Below are 21864 nucleotides of genomic sequence, written 5' to 3'. Positions count from 1 at the left end.
ATAAAAATATATTTTATGCCACAAAAGATATGTAAACTAATCTTTTAAATAATAAAGAAGTTCCGATGTTTGTAAATGTTTTGAGTAAATTGAAATTACTTTTTGACCTTTTGGAAATACTGTCTTTCTCTTCAAATCTAATAAAGATTGAGGAACAATTTTCCTAGAGGTCTCCTTCAATGTTAATGCTAGTATCTGTTTTCTTGTACGTAGAGCATAATCAAACTCCAAATACAAATAACGTCCTGAACCAGTTAGATGAACATGCTTTCCCAATAACTCCTCAATGGATCCCAAAACTTGTAACTTTTGCATCGTGGTTCCATCTTTTTTTATTTTCAACTCATCAATTATGACATGTCTATTTAAACAATCGTCAAAGAAACTGCCTGCACCTTTTCGGTAATCAACACCACATAGGTGCATGAAATTAGTAGGTGAAAAATGAAGTTCAACACTTTCTATTTCCGTTTCATAATACATGATTTTGCCAACGAAGTGTTCTTTAAAAAAAGAAGCCGCAATTTGTAACTGTGTAAAAAAACGCTGAAGTTTTATTTTTTCGGTGTAATTTGGATTACGATAATCTCTAGAATTTGCCATATTTTCCTCACAAAAAAGGTGGTTTACAGAGTCTGTAAGCCACCTAGTCAGTCGGTTTATTCTGGTGTCTGCCACCGCTTGGCCCTTACGTCCAAGATTGCTATCGGATTTCGTTCTGGTGTCCGCCACCGCTTGGCCCTTATGTCCAAGATTACTATCAGATTGACCATGAGCCGACTACTCATCTACACTATTTATTCTACCTGAAAATGGTTAAAATTTCAAGTATAAACTCTTCTATTTCGTAGTATAGGCAAAACTAATGGCGCTATCTGCTTGCGAGATTTTTCTAAAGGTATAGTTAGGATTGCCACCATAGTTGGTTTCAGACACAAGGAAAGAACCATCATCATAGACCTTCTCTACAAAAGCCACATGACCGTATATAGCTGGTGTACCATGTGTACCTCCTACAAAAGAGACAATAGCACCTGCTTTTGGTGTGGAACCCGTTTCTCCACCAAGACTTGAAGCTGTCGCAACCCAGTCCTGACCATTTCCCATGGTATTAATGATTGAAATCTTTTCTCCATTTCTACCTTTTAATTTTAAGCCTAACTGGTTCATACGAGCCGCAACACCCCATGTACATTGTCCATAAGCATAGGCCATACCATCTCCACCACCAGGAACAGAATGATCATACAAGTCCCCACGAACCCCTTCAAGGGATTGTGGATCACTCTTTGCCTGTCCTCCATTTGTTTGACTAAAGCCTTTTTCAATTTGGTAATACCATTCCGTTGCTCTGGTTTGTCTTTCCAGTAGTTTGTCACCAGAATTTCCCTCCCAATAGGTGAGGAAGAGTTGGGCCAGATTGGCTGCACTGCCTGTATTTCCAAAGAAATCCTTTAACCAACTTTGATAGTAAGGACTATCCCCATGAAGCATAAAATCAAGTTGGAGGTCTAAATCATACCACTTCTTATTTTTGCTATGTGCATAATTCAATAAAGCTGTATGACGTGTTGAACCATCTGCAGTATCCGTCCATTGCCCTAAACCTAAACCTCTATGAAGAATATTAGGATAAGCACCACTATAAATGGCTGGTCCTCCTATCGCTAACCAGGTTTCATTATCCCATGAGGAATCGGTAGCGCCAACTGGAGGAGATAAATAATCTCCCTCAGCTCGTTTAGGATTGATAGAAGACTCTACCGACCAATTTCCTAAAATAGCCGCAATGGCTTGGGGACTTGCCCCTTGAGATTTCAAAAACTCATAAATATGTTTTGCTCGTTCAAACTCATCCCCACCAAACTGACCAATGGCTGGTAAGATAGTGGTCTGAAGTTGAATGACTTTTGGAAAATAAAATTGCGGATTGACATACACCAATTTTTCTTTCTTGTTCTTATACTTTTGATAGGAAACTTTCAAACCTGTATCGTCTGGTGTTTCACCAATAATATCACCTGTTAGGACTCTTGTTCCCTCAATCGCACGGCCATTATGAATAGAATACAAGGTCAATCGACTCTCATTCTCTCCTTTTCCGTTAGTGAGAATAACATTGTCTCCATCTAGAGATACAACTCCATCCATTGGTGCGACAATTGTTTGGTGAGCCTTTGCTTCTAGTAGAATGTACTCCTGAAGGGTAGGTTTTCCGTCTAGATCATAATATCCGTAACGATAAGTCATGGTCAAACTATCTTCGTTACTTTTCCCTTCAAATGGATTGTCCAATTCCTGCATGGAAGCATAGATACCTTCTTCTTTTAGTTCCTTCATTTCCTCTTGATCGTCTTTCGATAGTTTATACTTAGGAGTTTCATAGAGGTCTTGCATGGATTTCAAATCTTCCCCATCGTTTAAATCATGCCACAAAGTAGATAGATAATCCTTGTAAGTTTCTGAACTAAATAAGTGAACTGGTTTGTGTAACTCATAGTCATGGAATTTAAAGTTCATATACCCCATCACATCATCAACTTTTGTGTAATAGGTAATTCCTTTGTCATTTGTACGAGTATGTTCTGCGTCTTCCCAAGTTAGGTGGGTATAAGCTTTTGTTAATTCAAATTCATCTTGTTGAATCAAACTAGCAGATGAAAATCCTAAAAAGAAGCTCATTATAAGTAAAAGAAGAAAGACTATTCCTCCAACTATCCAGGTTACAGGATTTCCAGCCGCAAATGTAAAGAAGGAAAAGGCTGCTTTTAGTTTTTGATAGATATTTCGGACACTTGTAAGACCTTGTTTCTTTAATTTTCGAAACCGATTTTTAAAGGAACTTGGCTTATCTTTCGCTAGTTTCCATCCTTTTCCATCCTTAAAATGATGGTATCGCTCTTTTGTGTTGGTCAGTCTTTTCTTGGTAAAACGACATGTTGCTTGTCCTGTTTTGACACTAGCTTTTCCAAGGTTATAAGAAAGGCGACTGTAGCGTTTCCCTTTTCTAATTGTCTCTTGAAGTGTGCGATAACCATCTAAATCTTCATTTTCTGAAGCTAACTCTCCACCTTCACGTCCAAGGACATAAAGAAAAGTTTTGGCTTTCCTACTGACTTTTTTGGACTTATAGGCTTGTTTAGTAGATTTTAGATTCTCTTTTGCGGTCTTGACTTCTTTCTTAACTTTTAATTCTTCTAAACTCTTCCCTTGAAAGAAAAAATTGGATTTTGCTTTCGATTCCTGACCATAAAGAAATTTTTGATTGGTTTTTCTTTCTTTACGACTCTCTTTTCTTTCTTCTTTTGCTTCTACCTTGGCTTCTCTATATTGCTTCTTTGCTATTTTCAATCGTTTCCTAGCATGAGGTAATCGTCTGTCTCTTAATTCTTTGCGATTTAAAAGAGATGGAGGACTATTTTGAAGAATATGATTGTAGTCTTCATTTGCTTGTTTTACTCTAGCCTTTGAAGCTTCTCTCATCTCCTCTAGCTTTTTCTTTATCTCTTTTTTCCATGCTTTTTCATCCAGTACAGCGGAATCTTTTTTCTGTTTCTTCACCTCCTTCTTTCCTTTTTTCAAGAATTTCTTCTCATCTTTTAGACTTCTTCTAAATGCCTTTCGGGCACGTATGATTTCTCTTTTATCCTTCATTTACCTTCCCCTTAATTAGAAGCCATTTTATCAGGATCTGTACTCATGATATCAAACAATTGAGTGCCTTTAGGAATCTTATTTTTAAAGGGAACTACAACGGAACCAGCTTTTATCAGTCCTGCACCTTTTTCTGGATTGACTAGGTATTTTTCAAGTTCTTTTGACAATCCTAAGAGTTGAACCAATTCTTCTCGATCATTTTTTGCTTGCTTTAGGAGAATCATAAATTCACTATTTGCAATAATCCGTCTACCGTTTGGATCTAACAATAAGGTTTCGACATTTTGGGTTATCCCAGTCGGACTGGCTCCATATTTTCTGACACGACTCCACAATTTAAAGAAGAAATCACTGGCATATTTATCTAATAAGAGAAGTTGCATTTCATCAAAATAAATCCAGGTCTTCTTCCCTAATTTTTGGTTCCGAACAACACGATTCCATATCTGATCAAACACTACCATAAGAGCGATTTGTTTCAACTCATCTCCTAACTTTTTAACGTTATAGATTAAGAAGTTAGATCCTGTCTGAATATTGGTCTTATGAGAAAAAATATCAAGAGAACCTTCGACATACAGTTCCATATCAAGTGCCAAATTCTGCGCTTCTTCTTCTGGTTGTTGGCTCAAGACAAAGACCCATTCTTCCAAAGAAGGCTCTTTAAATGACTGATAAGTGAGTCTCGTAACTCGGTCGATAATCGATTTTTCTCTCCCATCCATTTTTCTATCCAATAACTTACCGATAAAGGATAAAAGAAATTCTGATTTTACCTTTACAGGATCCTCATCCATATTTTCCTCAGACAAGTCAAGGACATTGAGATAAGTTTGGGAATCGGGCGCAATATCAATCATTTCTCCCCCAAAAGCTCGTCCAATGACACTGTATTCTGCTTCTGGATCCACGATGATAATTTCAGTATTTTCACCAGATTCCTTGATTTTGGTCGTGATAATTTCATGCTTAGTTGCCATCCCTTTCCCAGCTCCAGATGTTCCTAAAATCAGACCAGACGGTGTATTTAATAGGCTGCGATCAATGGTAATAATATTGCTTGAGATTTGATTGATACCATAATATTTCCCACTACGGTCTTGTAAGTCTACTGAAGTCCAAGGTGAGTTCACTGCTATATTGGACGTTAATAAACTCCGTGATACTCCCTCTAAAAAATCACAACCAAATGGCAGCAAACTATTAAAGGCTGCTTCTTGCATATATGGTAGTTTATCAATCATTAGGTCATTTGAGCCGGCCACTTGTTGGATAGTGTCTAGTGCTTGTTTGAGTTCTTCTTCATCCTGACCAAAGACCCCAATCAAGAAGACTGTTTGAAACAGTTTATCTCCTGTCTCTGTCATGGTTTTTAAGAGTTCCTCAGCTTCATCGATATTGCTTTCTAAAACATGACCTACTTTTTCCAAATAGATACCTGTACGAGCTAGTTTTTGTTGTTCCCCAATCTTTTGGGATTCCATCAAGGTCTTCTTTGTTCGTAGTTTCTTCATAGCATCTGCCTTGGTCGAACTTTGAGCATGGAGACTCACAATCAATTCCAAATCTCCTTGCATGAGGTCTCTGATAAACTGATCCCCTAATTCCATGCCGTAGTCTCTCACATAGACAATCTGCAATAAGCGGTCATTAATCTGTAGGTAATTCTTGTTTTTAAAATCTAAGAGATTAGGTGCTATGAAGTGACGAGTTGTCTGACCAGATCTCGTTAAATCACAGTAAGAAAAAGGAAGATGGTGTTCTCCTCTAAGCATATCTGCCAACAAGTTGACACGTTCTTCTCCAGCCAAGGATTCAAAACGTGCATCAATTTCTGAAAAACCACTCTTGAAATATTCTCCTATTTGAGACAAGGAACGATAGGCTTGTTTGGGATTAGAATCCTTTCTACCAAAGCTAATCAGTTTCACAGCTGAAAAATTATTTTCACCACTGTCTAAATTCTGATTCATCATCCGATTCAATTCTTTACGATAGGTATCATATCCATCTTCTTTTTCCTCATACAAAACACTTTGTCTAAACTTTTCTAAATTCAATCTTTTATTAAAGATGGTCAATTGGAAGTTGGTTTGGTCATCTAGGGAGTTAATCAAATCAGAATACTTCTCAATGATTGCCCCCTTATCTTCTAAACCAACGGTTTGGTAATTGACATCCCCAAGTAAGTAGCTTTGTGAGAAATAATCTTCTTTTACCTGCATTAGACCATTTTGATACAGGGCTTGATAGGAAATGGTATTCGCCGTAGAGGGTAACACTTCCTCTTTTTTCCCTTTAACTTCTTCCTTTTTATAAGTCATTGAAGCTTTTTGTTTCTTTAATGTATTTGATTTTCTTTTCATGTTCATGTCCTTTCTTTCCTGTAATTGTGCGTAGGGGAACCGTTAATTCAAAATGAAGACGGTATTTCAAATAATGTTCAAAATATAAATCATTGGGTTTATAGACTCCAAAAAGCATGAGGGGGATGGTAAAGGCAAACACAAAACCGTAAACAAACCAATCTCCAAATTGCCAGAAAAAGAGATTCAAGCCCAAAACAATAATTGTGACAATAAAGGCTGGTAAAACAAAGATGATTTGCCTTGTAGTGAAGCCTAACCAAGCCCTGTGTTGGTATTTTGAGATGTCTTTAAAGACACGTGTATTCATGACTTTCCTTTCTAAAAAGGCTAAGAAGCAATCACTTCCTAGCCTTTATCTAATTACATACCTAAGATTGAGCGAGCCGTACGTTGAGAACCAACGAGGGCAATAATCAGTAAGATAGCTTGTACCAAACTACCAAACATAATCGCAAGTGATTGCAAGACTCCTGCACCATTTGAAACAGCTATTTTCCCAGCAGATTCAAACAAAGGAACAAGAGAAACAATCAGAAAAATAAGAACCCCTTGTACCGCATAGACCATAATATTTTTTAAATAGCCAATACCAATAGACTTCCATTCATCACTTAAAAATGTTGGAATCGTAAGAGGGGCAAATGGAATCATAAGGTAGAGTTGAATAAATCGAATAGATACCAAAAGATTAACCATGGCAGCACTTACTATCCGAACAAGCCAAATGAGGAGGGCGAAAAAGCCCACAATCATCCGGCCAATAAATCCTGACCCTTTTAATCCAGAGATGGTATCATACTTTGCCCCACCGTGAGCCACAATCGAGGCCACTTGCTCAATGGCGTGACTCGCAATCCCGATGATGGCTTCTACAATCACGGTAGTGTTGGTAATTACAACTGCGACCATAATATAACTAATCAACATCGGTGCTAATGCTTCAAAGGTCATCGCTCCTCCTGAGTTAGCAATTTTCTTTGCCATCTTCGAAAATTCTAAGATGAGAACAACTGATAAAATCGCAACTCCAAGAGGCTGCATGACGCTTTTAGTAATACTAGACACATAAGTCCAAACTGTTGGATTGTAGCTAGATAGAGATTTAATCAGATCTACCGTAGATTGTAAATCCACATTAAATCCTTCAAATAAATTTTCAGCTGATATTTTTTCAGATGCAAGGTAAACAAAGGGTGAGACTAAACTAAGATTCATGTCATTGTTTATCCTCCTAAATTGAAATTTGAGTTACAAAGGCTCCAGCAGCCCCGACCATAACACCACCGACAATTTCAAGAATGGCATTCCGAACACCTGGTCCACCATCTTTAATATTGGTTGCAAGATTGACAATCCCAACAACAACGAGAAAGGCACCAACCGCAATCAATCCCTTCTGTAACAAAGACATAGCTTGTGCAAACATAGCACTTGCGTCTACTCCATAAACAAAACCTTTAAAATGCGTAATCATCTATTTCCTCTTTTCTATTTTTATTTTAAACTAGATTCAAAAGTCAAATCACGAATTCTAAGGCCTTCAAGATGATTTTCCTGACTTTGATTCAAAGGATTGATCTGATAGTCCCACCACCTTTCATCGGTTTCTTGATTGGCTAGGTACTTCCAGTTTGGATGCTTAGTGGAATTGTATTTTTTGCTTTTAAAGACAGGCATATTGGCAATTCGAACTAAGCATTCATGCCGTTTCATATTTCCGACTTCATCAGGTGTCATTAAATCACGAGCAATCTTTTGATGAGAAAGGGATCCTGAACCTGTTTGGCCAAAGGAACGACTAGTATTTCGAACATCAATGGTTTGTTTACCGAGTAACCCACTCATAAATTTAAAAGTATCTTCATCATTACCACCTAAGTAGACTAAGCTATCACAGTTCCCAAGAATAGTTTTCCAAGCTTCTTTTTCTTTATAGAGTCCTTGAAGTTGAGCAATATTTTGTAGAATAGGAACGAGACTCATATTCCGAGAACGGACTGTTGAGGTTTGTTCAGCAAAATCGGGAATTTCTCCGATATTTGCGAACTCATCTAAGTAAACTCTCACATGAAGAGGCAATTGACCCTTAAAATCAATATCTGCTTGTCTTGTTAGTGTTTGAAATACGGTTGAAAAAAAGAGGGCTGATAGAAAGCGAAAGGTACTATCGTTATCTGGGATAACTAAGTAAACCATTGATTTTTCCTTGCCCCATGTCTTCATATCAAGGGTATCTCTTTTGGTCAAATCCATGACACTTTGAATATTGAAGAGGGCAAATTTAGCAGTGGTTACAGCTATGACAGAATCCAGAGTCTTATCCTTATAATTTTGGAAATCTGCCCAATTTCGCATGGTAAAATTTTCAGTCCCATACTTTTTAGCATAATTTTCAAATAGAATTTCTAAGACACTTTTTTCTTGGTTTTCACCCTTGGATAAGTGTTTAATGAGTTTTGAGATTTCAGCAAAACTTGGATAACGCCCTCGTTTTTTTCGCTCTTCCACTTCTTTTTTTTGACGTTTCAACAAGTTTTGGTGTTCTTTTTGACTTAAACGACTCTCTTCAATGAGCTGTTCTCTTGTTTTAGGTGGATTATAGAAATCGACCAAGTAAGAGGCTAAAGCTCGTACCAAAGTCATAGAAGCTTCATCCCAAAATGGATCACTACGAGATCCAGAGCCTTTGGTGTTATTAAAATAAACCGTCAGCATGCGATTCAAATCATTTTCTGTCTCTATATAGCGAAAAGGATTGAAGCCATCTGAGTTCTTCATATTAACTAAATCTAACACCTTTACTTGGTAGCCATGTTCTAAAAAGAGTTTGCCTGTTTTCTCGGCCAAGTGATCTTTAGGATCCACCACAATATTAGAACTATTCATCTGAATTAGATTGGGTTTCACAAAGCGAAATGTCTTCCCACTTCCTGAACCTCCTATCACCGCAATATTCTTGTTTCTATCATATTGGGGTGGTTTTTTATCTAATAATGTCAGACGAACATCTTGGGCTAAGATTGTATCATGAGAAAATTCCTTGCCGTAAAAGAGCTTCTTTTCTTTTAGAGTTCCAAAACGGGCGCTCCCGTATTCTATCCCTTCTCGGTATTGTTTTTTGCCAGTCTCTAAATAAAGATAAACCAGCAACATCATCACAAAGCCTAGTAGAAAAAAAGCACTGGATTTTCCAGTAAAGGAAACATTCCATGGCGACTGAAGAACTTCATCTTGACCTTCCATTAGAAGATGAGTCCATTTATCTAAGCTATTTCCAGTATAGGAATCATACAAAAGCGTCAAACGATGAAAAAGATAACCTAGTAAGATACCTAACAGTGAGAATAGTAGGAATTTCTTTCCACTGTACATCATCTCACCATCTCTTTCTGTTTGACGGCTCCTTCTTGTCTAAAGGTAATTTGGGATTTAGCCTCATCAATTGCATCGTCTAATGACTTATCCATGGTAAAATCAGCTAATTTCTCTGGATCATTAACCATTTTTTCTAACAGTTGGTCTAAATGATTGTCCAGAATCGAACGGTCTTTCGTATAGAAATGCAGAGAATCCCCTTGCCAAGCGATGGCTAAAGGAATCTCTTCTTTTTCTAAAAAAGCTTTAAATTTCTCTATATCAATTGGTTTGTCTAAAAAATCTTTTTTCAGATTAATCGTATCAATCGAATAAGGAGATTGTAGCAATTCTTCTAATTTCTGTACCCCTATTTTATAGGCGGAATCCTGTGCTAAAGCCTGACGTCTAGACCATTCTAGAATCTTTAAGAGACTTTTTACAGTAAATAAAAGACTACGCTCTGCATATTGAACCGCCATTCGTTCCTGTTGTTCAGAGGACATCTGATGCCTCCTCCTTAACAAATAGCAGCTTTCCTTCTTTATAACGATAAGCTATCAATTTCTGACGTTGCTTAATCGACTTGACAACCTGCAGTAGATCTCTCGAATAAGGTTCTCGAAGAGTAACTTCTACTGCTTTCCCATCAACGATACCAACACGTTTAAATTCAATGTAGTCTTTTTTGAGATGTCCTAAGCCCATACCAAAAGGAAAGTGATGAATCAATTGGATGGTACAACCACCTTTATTTCCCATTTGTTTCAAATCATACAAGTTTACTACCTTCATGATTAACTCCTTTATCTAGTTTGTCGCATCGTTTAAGTCTGGTAACGATAAACTCCGTGTCTGTTAGAAAATTCTCACACACGTCTTGTGCCAGTTGCCCTTCACAGGGAAATACTCTCAGTCCCTACTTACACAGGCACGCTAATCAAGACGGAGTGGATTCAATTTTCAAAGAACAGGTAGCTTTATTATAGATAAGAGTAGTTGAAATTTTTATCACATTTTTGGGGTTGTTGGAATAAAAAAAGCAACTCACTGCTTTACGAATGAGTTGCTTTTGTACTAAAATATTTGTTGCATAATTTCCCTAATGACCTGAACAGAGTTATCAAATGAGATATCTTTAGCATACTTAAATTGGCGTTGATAACGAATCCATAGCTCTTTCTGATAATCAGAAATTTCAATTCCTCTCACTTGTTCTTCCCAATTATAAATAGTATCTTTACTTTTACGTTTTTCTGCCGTATTCTCAAGTGCATTTTTTAATACTTCTAGATTAATCTCTTCTTTTCTAAGTTTATACAAGGTGAAAAGATCATATCGATCACGTGGGCGTGTCGAAGCTAATCCCCTACTGATAATCGTTTCTAACTTTTCAGCAAGTACAGTCTCTAGATTATATGTCCATATCTTGATACTTTCATTAGTAAAGATAGAAGTCATTGAATAAGTAATTTCTCTTGGTGTAATCTTATCACCAGTAGTAATATCAATAAAAACAACCTCCTTTAATGTATCAAAAGTTGCATTTAATTTTAATGAAAATCCTCCATATTCATCATCTTGGCGAATAGGTTCTAGCTTATCTACTGAAAATGAAAATCCATCAGTTTTAGAACAAAGAATCTCTTCAAAGATATGAATCAAATTTTCTCTGCTCATTTCGGTTCCCTTCAGAGTGACATCTAAATCCATTGTGGTTCGCTTATCTAGTCCAATCATTTGACCTATTAGATACCCTCCTTTTACAATGAAGGAATCTCTATAAGAACTAGTAGAAATCAGCTTTAATACTTGCTCAATTAAATAATGTTGTTGTACTTGTTGAGCTGGAATTCCCTTATCTTTTGAAATGTTTTTGATTTTTGCTTTAAAGCTATTCGCATTTGAAAACATTAAGATAGTACCTCCGTATAAGATTGTAACTTATCAGTTACTTTAAATAGCTGGGCATAATAAAATAATTTGTGTAAATGAATTTTATTTTGTTGAAAATATTTTTTAAACGCTGGTGCAATAATTTGAAGATCCACCTGATGAACTGGTCTTAGACATTCAACCAAAACTCGTTCAACTTCATAAACTTTAATAAATTGACCAGGAAGGCGCTCAATTTCAATAATTCCTTCACTATAGTGAGAGCGTAAAATAATAGGACATATATCTGCTTCCTTAATGTTTTTGGTATTCGTACCATAAGGAAAACTCATCGTCATATTAAAAGGGATAGTCAAAGATAAACCATGTAACCAAAGTGCTGTCTCCAAAGAAAAGATTCCCTTTGGAAATCGATACTGAAGGACAAACCACTCATCTAAATAAATATCAGGTAAGCGATATAACCCTTTTTCTTCAGCATCGATTTTTCCTTCTGCAACCATTTTTAATAAGGTTTTGTAGTGTAAATTTTCATCTATTACTTGTTTAAAAGTTAAAAAACCATACTGATTGAAAGAGTTCATCAGTTTCTCTCTTTTATCAACCATATCATTCTCCTTTCTTAGAAATAAAATGCTAACACCTACTATATATGTTAGCATTTTATTTCTTTAAAATCAATTCATTTAGTTTTTTTATTTCAAAATTAATCCATGCTTAAGACAGACCAGCTATTATTAAAGAAAAAATAAGACATAGACTGATAGGTTCCACACCAAATGTAGTCCCATACTGCCCCATAAGTCCGATTTGTAGCGCACAAGCCCTAAAAACATCCCAAGTGAAACATACAAACACCAAGCTAAAATGGTTCCTGGATGATGAGCTAAGACAAATAAAATACTTGTCAAAGCAACTCGAATATCTAATTTTCTAACCAAGTTCCATAAAATTTCTCGATACAGAAATTCTTCAACCATACTCGCATTGATTAATAACAATAAAAATGAAAACCAAGGGACTTGATGTTGAAGGCCAATTAAGTTTGCTTGATTCGTAGTTCCTTGAGCATGGATTAGGCTAAAACATAGATTTATAATCAGTAGGCTAACGAATCCAATACCAAGCCATTTCATCCTAGTTTTCATATTGACCTTGACAACTTGTTTTCGTTGACCATACATCCATAAAAAAGAAATGAGCGACGCACAATAGAGAATCTGTAGTATGGTTAACTCACTAATACAAAGCAATTTCAGTAAGTATAGGGATACCAATAAGACATTTACTTGTTGGAATATATAAACTGGAATTATTCTTTTCATAGTTACCTCCGAAATAAATCTTCATAATCTAAATCTAATACCTGCACAATCCTTTCTACCCATGGACTTTGAGGCATTCGTTGTTCCATCTTGTAGTGGCGTATCTTTTGATACAAACGATTCAATTCACTTGGATAGTGAAACTCTCCCGCAAACATTTTTCTGGTTAACTCAATCCAGCTGATATTCCTTTCAGCCAAAATAATGGACAAGTTCTCCCAAAATCGTTCTGCCATATTGATTCTCCTTTAGTTAGATAAATAATGTGTTTGTGCCATGTAAATCAATTGTTTCGTATCTCTTGGCAATAAAGCTCTAGCCTCCTCCAGATTCAAATTTGGATAAACTCGCTTATTTGAAACCGCAAGAGGAAGTCTGATGGTTAGTTCAGGATTTTTTAATATCATTTCGATGAAATCTGTTAATTTTAGGTTATCTCGATTCTTAAAACGTAATAAATTGGGAGATAAAAACTCGAAACAATCTGAAGAATAGCTCATCATCTCAATTAATTTATCCTTTGTCATTTCAGAAATAGAATGAGGAGTGACCTCTATGCCATACTTTTGAAAGAAATCCAAAAGAAGTTGATTTCTATGACAATTTTTACTTAGATAGAGATCAATCATGGGAGACCTCCCAAAGATTCGGTTCCATTTGATATTCTGAGACGATTAAGGAATCTAATAAATTTGAGAAGTTAATCGGTTTCTTGTCTTCATCATAAGCTTTTACAGTTACTTGGGTTGTAAGTATTCCCTCTTTTCCCTCGGCTCGATAGCCTTGTCCATATAAAACAAAAACAAGATTTTGATGATCATCTACAAAGGCATCAACCCCATTCTTTATGTCTTGACTTTCAAGGAATTCCATCACGTTTTGAAGATAGGACTCGTAAAATAGTGGGTAGTTGTGTTTTTTATGGTAATCATCTAAAAATGTTACTTCAAACTCACATGGATAATTGGGTATCAAAAATAATTGTTCATCCAGCTGTTTGATTTCTGCATCATGTAATTCTGTTTCTAATTCATCACAATCTAGTATTGATTCTTTATTTAATGCTTTCATCTTTTTCCTCTATTTCTTTTAATTTCTTTGCGATTGCGGCAATCACAGGAACGGTTACACTATTACCAGCTTGTTTATAGAGCTGACTATTACTAGAGACTCTTCTAGCAGCTTCAAAAGCCCAATCAGGAAAGCCCTGCAAGCGAAAACACTCTTTAGGAGTGATTCGTCGTATCCTCAGACGGTAAAATTGTCCATCTATTAATATACCGGCTACATGATAAACTTGTTTATCTTCTCCTTCATAACTAGCAACTACTACTCCCATTTGTCCACTAGTTGTTAACGTATTAGCTATACCTTTTCCAACTCTACCACGACGATACTGAGAACTTGGTCTTTCCAAATTGATTGAATCTCCTATTTCTGCTTGAGCGTATCCTTTTTTCGTTGCTTCCCGGACTTTTAGAAATTGAATTGGTTCTGGAATCAGTATTTTGGGGATTTTATCTCCACCTTGCATCGTAGTCAGTGTTGGAGATAACCCCTCACTTCCATAGACACGACCGGTCTCCTTAAAGCTAGTCGGTAAATCTCCAACAACGACAATGCCATGACGATCCTGAGTATTTAAAGTAAACATTGGCTCTTGGTTTTCCTTAAAGCGTCTACCATTTTGTCTCTTGTCTAATCTATCTGGTGTCATACAAGGAATCGCAATCTTAAATCCTTCTCCTTTCCCACGAGCTAAGGTTGGCGCAAGACCTTCTGAATAATAAACTTTACCGCTCATTCCACTTTTTGATGGATTCAAATTTCCTAATGTTTTTAAAGTCTCAGAGTTAGTTGCTTGACCTTCTCGTCTGAAAGGAAATAAGAGTCTGATACCTTTCTTTCTAGAATGTCCGATAATAAACACCCTCTCTCTGTTTTGGGGAACGCCAAAATCCTTACTGTTAAGCACCTGCCATTCAACATCAAACCCCAACTCATCAAGTGTGGTAAGGATTGTGGTGAACGTCCGTCCCTTATCGTGATTGAGTAGACCTTTAACATTTTCAAGAAAAAGAAAACGTGGTTGGATTTGTTTGGCCGCCCGAGCAATTTCAAAGAACAAAGTTCCTCTAATATCTTCAAATCCCAATCGTCTTCCTGCGATTGAAAATGCTTGACAAGGAAATCCCCCACAGATGATATCGACTTTCCCTCTAAGTTTTTTAAATTCGTCATCTGAAACATCTCGTATGTCATGAAATTCTATTTCTCCTTCCGTTTGAAAAATGGACTTATAAGATTCTCTAGCAAATTTATCAATCTCACAAAATCCAATACACTCGTGTCCTACACTTTCCATTCCAAGTCGAAAACCACCGATACCTGAAAATAAATCAATAAATCTCATTTCTTGATTACCCCTTTCTGATCAACTATCAATGTCCAAAGTGTCACACCACTTGAAATGACAATGAGCATAACTAATATCCACTCGATTGGCGACATTTAACCACCTCCTTTTCTAACACGATTATTCCAAACAGAATACAAGCCGTTAAATACAAATTCAGCAAGTACTTCCGCTCTTCTAACAAAGCGAACATTGTCAAGAGCATACTGATAGATTCTCTCAAAATCAGTCATAGCAATTTCACTGGCTGTTTCAGAAAAACCTTCTCGTCTAAATTGATCTTGTACCAATCCCCAAATATAATCTTGATCATATTTTGTGACCTTTTCTACTTTTCTTTTCAAGATAGGTTGAGTATACCTCTCCTCCTCATCCTCAATAAATAAAGAATCAGTCTCACTATATTTAGTCTCACTAACTTCAGTCTCACTAGGGGCTGAATGTGAGACGGGGGCAGTTTCATTTTCAACCTGCCCTAGTTTTTTTTTAATACTAGGCCTGTTTGAACTAGCTACTGGGGTAGAAGACAACTCCCCTAAATAAATCTTATTAGCTAGCCTCCCTTTCTCACTGGAAGACTGTTGGACTTCATCAATTAAGTCATATTCTTTAAGAATTTTTTTTATAGACAGTAATTTTGACTTCGAACAACCTAACAGTTTCATCAGTTTAGAGTTAGAAAATACTAAATAAACCGCTCCTTCTTCATCTATCCAACCACGACTGAGAGATAATTCTAAACGATCTTTTAAAATAGAATAAGCCACCTTTACTTCTAGTTTCATATCCATATATTTCTCATCCTCAAAAAGAATTTTAGGTAATTTATAATACCGTTCTGAAGTTTGATATTGATTTGCGGTAATTCGTTTCATAGCGCTCCTCCAAGTTCTTTGAGTATTAAATCTCCACTTGATTCCAATCGAACCAAGCCACTTTTTTCTAATTCAGCCATAAGAGAGATGGCTTCAACAATGTCAATTCCCATTTCACGTACTAAAAATGAAATGACAATATAGCGTGATGATTGTAATTCTTTTGTCATTTTTCCTCCAGAAAATAAAAAAAGGAGAACAATATTCAACTGTTCTCCAAAATATTTTTATTAAAAAGAAAAACCCTGCCAAATTAATTTTTGGTAGGGTTTTTGGCAGGAAACTAAATTAATTTATCAATTTCTAAAATGTGTTCACGATTCTAAAAGGCTGATACTATAGTATTCCGAATTCTAATTGGTATATGCCTCTTATTTAAGAGTAACTGAAGCTCCAGCTTCTTCCAATTTAGCTTTGATTTCTTCAGCTTCAGCTGTAGCAACACCTTCTTTGATAACGCCAGGTGCACCATCAACAAGTTCTTTAGCTTCTTTAAGACCAAGACCAGTGATTTCACGTACAACTTTGATAACGCCGACTTTCTTGTCGCCTGCAGATGTCAATTCGATATCGAATGAATCTTTAGCAGCACCAGCGTCAGCAGCACCAGCTGCAGCAACAGCTACAGGAGCAGCTGCAGTTACACCAAATTCTTCTTCGATAGCTTTTACAAGGTCGTTCAATTCAAGGATTGAAGCTTCTTTAATTTCAGCAATAATGTTTTCAATGTTCAATGCCATTGTTATTTCCTCCAAATAAGTTTTAATTTTATGTTTTATTTTTTGTAGCTAGGCTACGCTGCGTAGCTTAAGATTAAGCTGCGTCTTCTTTGTTGTCTGCAACCGCTTTGACTGCAAGAGCAACGTTGCGCACTGGCGCTTGAAGTACAGAAAGGAGCATAGAAAGAAGTCCTTCGCGGTTTGGAAGAGTTGCAAGTGCAAGAATCTCTTCTTTAGATGCGACAGCGCCTTCGATTGCACCACCTTTGATTTCAAGTGCTTCAGCGTCTTTTGCAAAATCGTTCAAGATTTTCGCAGGTGCGATAACATCTTCGTTAGAAAATGCTACTGCAGAAGGTCCAACGAATACAGATGCAAGATCTTCAAGACCAGCTTTTTCAGCTGCACGACGCAAGATTGAGTTTTTGATAACTTTAAACTCAACTTCGCTTCCGCGAAGGTTGCGACGGAGAACTGTATCTTGCTCAACTGTCAAACCGCGAGAATCTACAACGACGATTGATGCAGCAGCTTTCATTTTTTCAGCTACCACGTCAACAAGTTCCGCTTTTTTAGCAATAATTGCTTCACTCATTAGTGTGTTCACCTCCGTAATTATTTTGCTTGGGGAATTTTTCCAAAAGAAAAACGCGCCCAAACCTAGACACGAAAGTACAATACGCTTCTTTTAATTGATACGTTTTGTCCTCGGTAGGATCTTTATGAGTCGAGCTCCCCTACTGTCTTAGGCAGTTTTTTCAAACCGTAGATTAGTTTATCACATATAAAAAAAGAATGCAAGTACTTTTGCAAACTTTTTTTATATTTTTTAATCGTTGTAGAGACTCTTGATATTATTCAACCAAGCATAGGCTAGTCCCATTAGAACTCCTCCTCCTACCCAGTTGGCAAAGAAGGTGACACCATAGTGACGTAAAATATTTAAAAATTCAAAATGCGGCAATTGGCTAGAAACTGAATTAAAGCTCAATAATGAGAAGGAAGCAAAGTTTGCAGCTAAGTGTTCATTGGTCATAAAGACAAACATATAAATAGCAGAGAGAGCTAAAAGTACCTTTGCCGTTTCGTCTTTAAAGTATAAATAAGAAAGAATAGCAATATTTACAAAGATATTGGCAATGACTCCTTCAAAGAAAACCACTTGATTGCTACGTTGTAGTTTATTTTCTGCCACCGTAGCCAGGAATCCTTTTGGATCGATATGAGCAAAGGCTGTTGTTTGATTGAACAGAAAAGCGACGATTAAAGCACCAATTAAATTAAAAAAGGTACAATAAAGAAGAATTTCCAGTGCTTTCTTCCAATTAATTTTCTTTAGATAGGTCCCCGCCGTCAAATACATCATATTTGAGGTGGTTAATTCCGCATTTAAGAATAAGAGGTATACCAAACCCCAGGCAAAGATGAATGGAAATAGGAAACGACCCGTTCCAGGTACAAAGCTATTTAATAAGTCAGCAGCAACTGCTCCGACCGCCGTACTTAAAGTAAGAAATCCTCCTGCAAAAATAGAGCGAACTGCATAGCGAGTCTTAGATTTCTGATAAAGGTCCTCTTTCTTATTACACGCCGCTCCCACTTTTTGAATAAAATTAGATTCAGACATACTATTCTCCTTATATAATGTCTGTGAATAAAATCATTATATCATAGACAAAAAAGTTTGAAAAGGTTTTCAGGAAGAATTCTTAAATTCACAATATATACGTTTTAAATCATACACAAAGAAATAATAAAAAAAACAGGCATTTGCCTGCTTTTCTTTTTTAATAGTTTAAACGGTTTGCCCAAGCGATATCCAAATTCAAGATTTCTTGTGAAGTGAACTGTTGACGATATGGATTGTATACCGATCCAGTGATGCCACCCTGAACATTTGGTGAATCATATTGAGTCAAATTATAGGTTTCAATGATATTATTGAGCTTTGCGTAGTAGCTAGTATCTGTCGCATAAACACCTGTCAAAGCCGCTGTTGCATCTTGATAACTTGATGTGTTACTCTTCCAAGCACCTGCAAAATGTCCTTGTTTCAAAACTGCTACATAGTCTTGCAATGATTCATAGTAAGATGGGTATGAACGGAAAGCATCATTAATGGTATAGGCATTTCCAGCCCCGTCATCTTCCCAAGTTTGCATCACTGCAGATTGGCCAGCATAACTTCCTTTAATCCCGAAAAGGTTGTAATGCGGATAAGAAGACAAGCCAGACTGACCTGATCCACTTTCAAGGATGGCTTGTGCGATCATAACGGAAGCATAAAGGTCATTCTCTTGACCGAGCTGACGAGCTGACTCACCAATTTGTGAGATGAAAGCTTCAGTAGGGTCTGAATAAGCTTGGTAAGTTCCATCATTAGCACCAACTGATGTGACGTGCTCGCTCATAGCAGCAGCAAATGTCCCCACTGCTAATACAGAAACGAACAAACCAAATAATTTCGTTTTATTCCGTATTTTCTTTTTCATAATACAATTTATCTCCAATTAAATTTTTATCATCTTTTATCTTTATAGAAATTATACCATATAGATAGAAGAAAACAAAGCAACTTATATTACACTTGTATTACAATTGCGAGATAAATCCAAAACAAAAATGACATTTTCATGTCATTTCAATTTATTTCGTAAAACGCATTTTCTAAAATAGCATCCCATGACTTCTCTAGTCCTTCCCTGGTTACAGAAGAAAAGACAATAAAGGTGTCAGCTGGATCAAAATCTAGTTTTTTCTTGATGATCGATTCATGTTTATTCCATTTTCCACGCGGAATCTTATCTGCCTTGGTAGCAACTAAGATTACAGGAATTTCATAATATTTTAAGAACTCATACATTTGGACATCATCTGCAGAAGGTTCGTGACGAAAATCAACCAGGCTAACGACTGCTTTTAAGTTCTCACGACTAGTGAGGTATTCTTCGATCATCCGCCCCCACTTCTCTCGCTCTTTTTTAGAGACACGGGCATAGCCATAACCAGGTACGTCTACCAACCGAAGTTTATCATCAATATTGAAGAAATTGAGCAATTGAGTTTTTCCTGGTTTTCCAGATGTTCTGGCCAGGTTTTTTCGATTTAAGAGAGTATTAATAAAAGAAGACTTGCCGACATTGGATCGACCGGCAAGTGCAACTTCTGGAATCTCATCTTGAGGATAATGACTCTTATTTGCAGCGCTTAAGAGGATATCCGCATTATGTGTGTTAATTTCCATATTTTATCTTTCTAGGCTGTTTCGAGAATTGGTTTTTCAGTTCCATCTACAGCTTCTTTTGTAATTCGAACAAGTTTGACATTTTCTTGACTTGGAATTTCAAACATGACATCCATCATCGTTTCTTCGATAATCGAACGAAGTCCACGAGCTCCTGTTTTTCTTTCGATGGCTTTATTGGCAATCTCTTGAAGGGCTTCATCATCGAATTCCAATTCAACATTATCATAAGAGAGCAAGGTTTGATATTGTTTTACCAAGGCATTGCGTGGCTCTTTCAAGATACGGACAAGGTCGTCAACTGTCAATTGCTCAAGAGCAGCAAAGACTGGAAGACGTCCGATCAATTCTGGGATAATCCCGAATTTTTGAATATCTTCTGCCACGATTTCTTGCATGTAAGAGCTTGATTCATCAATAGCTTTATTGTTCTTACCGAAACCGATGACTTTTTCACCGAGACGTTGTTTGACAATTTCTTCGATCCCGTCAAAAGCCCCACCCACGATGAAGAGAATATTCTTGGTATCCACTTGGATCATCTCTTGTTGTGGGTGTTTGCGTCCACCTTGTGGTGGGACACTAGCGACAGTTCCTTCGATAATCTTCAAGAGGGCTTGTTGTACCCCTTCACCAGAAACGTCACGTGTGATAGAAACATTTTCACTCTTCTTAGCGATCTTATCGATTTCATCGACATAGATAATTCCTCGTTCAGCACGTTCGATGTTGAAATCAGCCGCTTGAAGAAGTTTCAAAAGAATATTTTCAACGTCTTCACCCACATAACCAGCTTCTGTCAAGGCTGTTGCATCTGCAATGGCAAATGGGACATTCAAGCTACGTGCTAAGGTTTGGGCTAAGAAAGTCTTACCTGAACCAGTAGGACCAATCATGAGGATGTTTGATTTTTGCAATTCAACATCTGTCTCGTCTTCGCGCGTATCGTGGAAGTTGATGCGTTTGTAGTGGTTGTATACTGCTACAGCAAGAGCACGTTTGGCACGATCTTGACCGATCACATAGTGGTTCAAAATATTGAGCAATTCGATTGGTTTTGGAACTTCGCTAAGGTCTGCAAGAACTTCTTCTGCTAGCTCCTCACGAATAATTTCTTGGGCTAACTCGACACATTCATTACAGATAAACGCGTTGTTTCCTGCAATGATTTTTTGGACTTCATCTTGACTCTTTCCGCAAAATGAACAATAAACCATCATATCATTATTTTGATTCGTTGGCATGTATTTCCTCTTTCTGTCATTTTCTGTTTCTATTTAGTTTAAAATAAGGTCATGTAAAAAGCGTGAATAGAATTCACAAGATTGGTAAAAGCATTTAGTAAGAATAAAATAGCGAGGCCAAACCGTTTTTTACGAAAGGTTTGTAAGGCGCAAATCAAACAGATGACACATAGGACAGCTGTAAAAAAACCAAAGACACTTCGCTCCATTAGTCTAAATCCTTTCTCTTATAATAGTTGACCGTAAAATCATATGGGTTCTTCTCATCTTTCGGATGATGGACTTGACGGACTCTTTCATAGCGGTTCTCTTCAAATTTTGGTGCCAATGTATCTCCATCAATCGTTGCATGAATCATGGTCTGGATCAATTCTTCTAACTGGTCAGAGAAGAGCTTTAAAATCTGACTACCTCCAATAATGTAAAGATTCTTCTCTTGGTTCTGATACCAGTCCAAGACTTCTTCCTTGCTGTGCATGACGAGTACAGCATCATTTTCAGGATCGTAGGCTTGGTCTTGCGTTAAGATAATGCTAGTCCGACCTGGTAGAACCCTTTTATTCATTCCATCAAAGGTTACTCTTCCCATGAGAATCACCTGCCCCATGGTTGTTTCTTTGAAATGCTGAAGCTCCGCTGGCAGATGCCAAGGCATGACTTGGTCCTTTCCAATAATGCCATTTTCAGTCTGAGCCCAGGTACCAATTATCTTTTTCATTCTCTCATCCTTTACACTGATACTTCTATTTTATCAAATTTTCTTAT

The 21864-nt window shown here is 36.9% G+C and carries 25 protein-coding genes and 1 other annotated feature; all 25 genes read right to left on the bottom strand.

Features of this window, described 5'->3' with window-relative positions; genetic code table 11:
• Positions 1-36: 36 nt before the first annotated feature.
• The gene (locus O3646_RS02085) at positions 37-603 is read right to left on the bottom strand and encodes a PBECR4 domain-containing protein (RefSeq protein WP_037606826.1); all 567 of its coding nucleotides are present in this window, start codon (positions 601-603) and stop codon (positions 37-39) included.
• Positions 604-840: 237 nt separating this feature from the next.
• Positions 841-3654, bottom strand: coding sequence for a phage tail tip lysozyme (locus O3646_RS02080; protein WP_000653448.1), 2814 nt, complete (start codon positions 3652-3654; stop codon positions 841-843).
• A gap of 11 nt (positions 3655-3665) precedes the next feature.
• Positions 3666-6023 (bottom strand): VirB4-like conjugal transfer ATPase, CD1110 family, encoded by a 2358-nt coding sequence (locus O3646_RS02075; RefSeq protein WP_198017396.1) that lies wholly within the window; start codon positions 6021-6023, stop codon positions 3666-3668.
• Positions 5971-6333 carry a PrgI family protein gene (locus tag O3646_RS02070; RefSeq protein ID WP_001097588.1) on the bottom strand — a complete coding sequence of 121 codons (363 nt, stop codon included), beginning with the start codon at positions 6331-6333 and terminating at the stop codon, positions 5971-5973. The genes O3646_RS02075 and O3646_RS02070 overlap by 53 nt, the downstream gene beginning before the upstream one ends.
• Positions 6334-6386: 53 nt before the next feature.
• The gene (locus O3646_RS02065) at positions 6387-7241 is read right to left on the bottom strand and encodes a conjugal transfer protein TrbL (RefSeq protein ID WP_371610454.1); all 855 of its coding nucleotides are present in this window, start codon (positions 7239-7241) and stop codon (positions 6387-6389) included.
• Positions 7242-7257: 16 nt separating this feature from the next.
• Positions 7258-7500, bottom strand: a complete 243-nt coding sequence (locus O3646_RS02060) for a hypothetical protein (RefSeq protein ID WP_000627865.1) — start codon at positions 7498-7500, stop codon at positions 7258-7260.
• Positions 7501-7520: 20 nt separating this feature from the next.
• Entirely contained in the window at positions 7521-9398 is a 1878-nt protein-coding gene (locus O3646_RS02055) for a VirD4-like conjugal transfer protein, CD1115 family (RefSeq protein WP_037607033.1), read from the bottom strand.
• Positions 9398-9886, bottom strand: coding sequence for a hypothetical protein (locus tag O3646_RS02050; protein WP_000093679.1), 489 nt, complete (start codon positions 9884-9886; stop codon positions 9398-9400). Before O3646_RS02050 ends, O3646_RS02055 begins: the two co-directional genes overlap by 1 nt.
• Positions 9876-10175, bottom strand: coding sequence for a hypothetical protein (locus O3646_RS02045; protein ID WP_000869762.1), 300 nt, complete (start codon positions 10173-10175; stop codon positions 9876-9878). The genes O3646_RS02050 and O3646_RS02045 overlap by 11 nt, the downstream gene beginning before the upstream one ends.
• Before the next feature lie 282 nt (positions 10176-10457).
• Positions 10458-11294: a nucleotidyl transferase AbiEii/AbiGii toxin family protein gene (locus O3646_RS02040; protein WP_000492399.1), complete on the bottom strand. Its 837-nt coding sequence runs from the start codon at positions 11292-11294 to the stop codon at positions 10458-10460.
• Positions 11294-11884 carry a type IV toxin-antitoxin system AbiEi family antitoxin domain-containing protein gene (locus O3646_RS02035; protein ID WP_000227919.1) on the bottom strand — a complete coding sequence of 197 codons (591 nt, stop codon included), beginning with the start codon at positions 11882-11884 and terminating at the stop codon, positions 11294-11296. The genes O3646_RS02040 and O3646_RS02035 overlap by 1 nt, the downstream gene beginning before the upstream one ends.
• A 129-nt stretch (positions 11885-12013) precedes the next feature.
• The gene (locus O3646_RS02030; protein WP_000821309.1) at positions 12014-12601 is read right to left on the bottom strand and encodes a CPBP family intramembrane glutamic endopeptidase; all 588 of its coding nucleotides are present in this window, start codon (positions 12599-12601) and stop codon (positions 12014-12016) included.
• A 2-nt stretch (positions 12602-12603) separates the two neighbouring features.
• Entirely contained in the window at positions 12604-12837 is a 234-nt protein-coding gene (locus tag O3646_RS02025; RefSeq protein WP_000840776.1) for a hypothetical protein, read from the bottom strand.
• Between the two features lie 12 nt (positions 12838-12849).
• Positions 12850-13230: an arsenate reductase family protein gene (locus O3646_RS02020; protein WP_000566524.1), complete on the bottom strand. Its 381-nt coding sequence runs from the start codon at positions 13228-13230 to the stop codon at positions 12850-12852.
• Complete coding sequence (locus tag O3646_RS02015) at positions 13223-13672, bottom strand: hypothetical protein (protein ID WP_000645887.1); 450 nt, start codon at positions 13670-13672, stop codon at positions 13223-13225. The genes O3646_RS02020 and O3646_RS02015 overlap by 8 nt, the downstream gene beginning before the upstream one ends.
• A complete protein-coding gene (gene dcm / locus O3646_RS02010) occupies positions 13656-15014 on the bottom strand; it encodes a DNA (cytosine-5-)-methyltransferase (RefSeq protein WP_371610453.1) in 1359 nt (452 codons plus the stop codon). The genes O3646_RS02015 and dcm overlap by 17 nt, the downstream gene beginning before the upstream one ends.
• A gap of 98 nt (positions 15015-15112) precedes the next feature.
• Positions 15113-15892 (bottom strand): replication initiator protein A, encoded by a 780-nt coding sequence (locus O3646_RS02005; protein ID WP_371610452.1) that lies wholly within the window; start codon positions 15890-15892, stop codon positions 15113-15115.
• Complete coding sequence (locus O3646_RS02000; RefSeq protein ID WP_000159607.1) at positions 15889-16062, bottom strand: hypothetical protein; 174 nt, start codon at positions 16060-16062, stop codon at positions 15889-15891. Before O3646_RS02000 ends, O3646_RS02005 begins: the two co-directional genes overlap by 4 nt.
• Before the next feature lie 201 nt (positions 16063-16263).
• Complete coding sequence (rplL, locus tag O3646_RS01995; RefSeq protein WP_003016256.1) at positions 16264-16632, bottom strand: 50S ribosomal protein L7/L12; 369 nt, start codon at positions 16630-16632, stop codon at positions 16264-16266.
• Between the two features lie 73 nt (positions 16633-16705).
• Complete coding sequence (gene rplJ, locus O3646_RS01990; RefSeq protein WP_003001722.1) at positions 16706-17206, bottom strand: 50S ribosomal protein L10; 501 nt, start codon at positions 17204-17206, stop codon at positions 16706-16708.
• A 38-nt stretch (positions 17207-17244) separates the two neighbouring features.
• Positions 17245-17379, bottom strand: a sequence feature (ribosomal protein L10 leader region).
• A 61-nt stretch (positions 17380-17440) separates the two neighbouring features.
• Entirely contained in the window at positions 17441-18238 is a 798-nt protein-coding gene (locus O3646_RS01985; protein WP_368397497.1) for a formate/nitrite transporter family protein, read from the bottom strand.
• Positions 18239-18398: 160 nt separating this feature from the next.
• Positions 18399-19103, bottom strand: a complete 705-nt coding sequence (locus O3646_RS01980; RefSeq protein ID WP_021153281.1) for a glucosaminidase domain-containing protein — start codon at positions 19101-19103, stop codon at positions 18399-18401.
• 149 nt (positions 19104-19252) lie between these two features.
• Positions 19253-19855 (bottom strand): ribosome biogenesis GTP-binding protein YihA/YsxC, encoded by a 603-nt coding sequence (gene yihA / locus O3646_RS01975; RefSeq protein ID WP_003016353.1) that lies wholly within the window; start codon positions 19853-19855, stop codon positions 19253-19255.
• An 11-nt stretch (positions 19856-19866) separates the two neighbouring features.
• Positions 19867-21099, bottom strand: a complete 1233-nt coding sequence (gene clpX / locus O3646_RS01970) for an ATP-dependent Clp protease ATP-binding subunit ClpX (RefSeq protein WP_003007442.1) — start codon at positions 21097-21099, stop codon at positions 19867-19869.
• Between the two features lie 208 nt (positions 21100-21307).
• Positions 21308-21817 carry a dihydrofolate reductase gene (locus O3646_RS01965; protein WP_371610451.1) on the bottom strand — a complete coding sequence of 170 codons (510 nt, stop codon included), beginning with the start codon at positions 21815-21817 and terminating at the stop codon, positions 21308-21310.
• Positions 21818-21864: the final 47 nt, after the last annotated feature.

Source organism: Streptococcus sp. 27098_8_148 (assembly GCF_041432105.1).
Classification (GTDB): domain Bacteria; phylum Bacillota; class Bacilli; order Lactobacillales; family Streptococcaceae; genus Streptococcus; species Streptococcus parasanguinis_AE.
The sequence above is the reverse complement of the archived record's forward strand: the minus strand, read 5'-3'. Positions and strand labels throughout refer to the sequence as shown.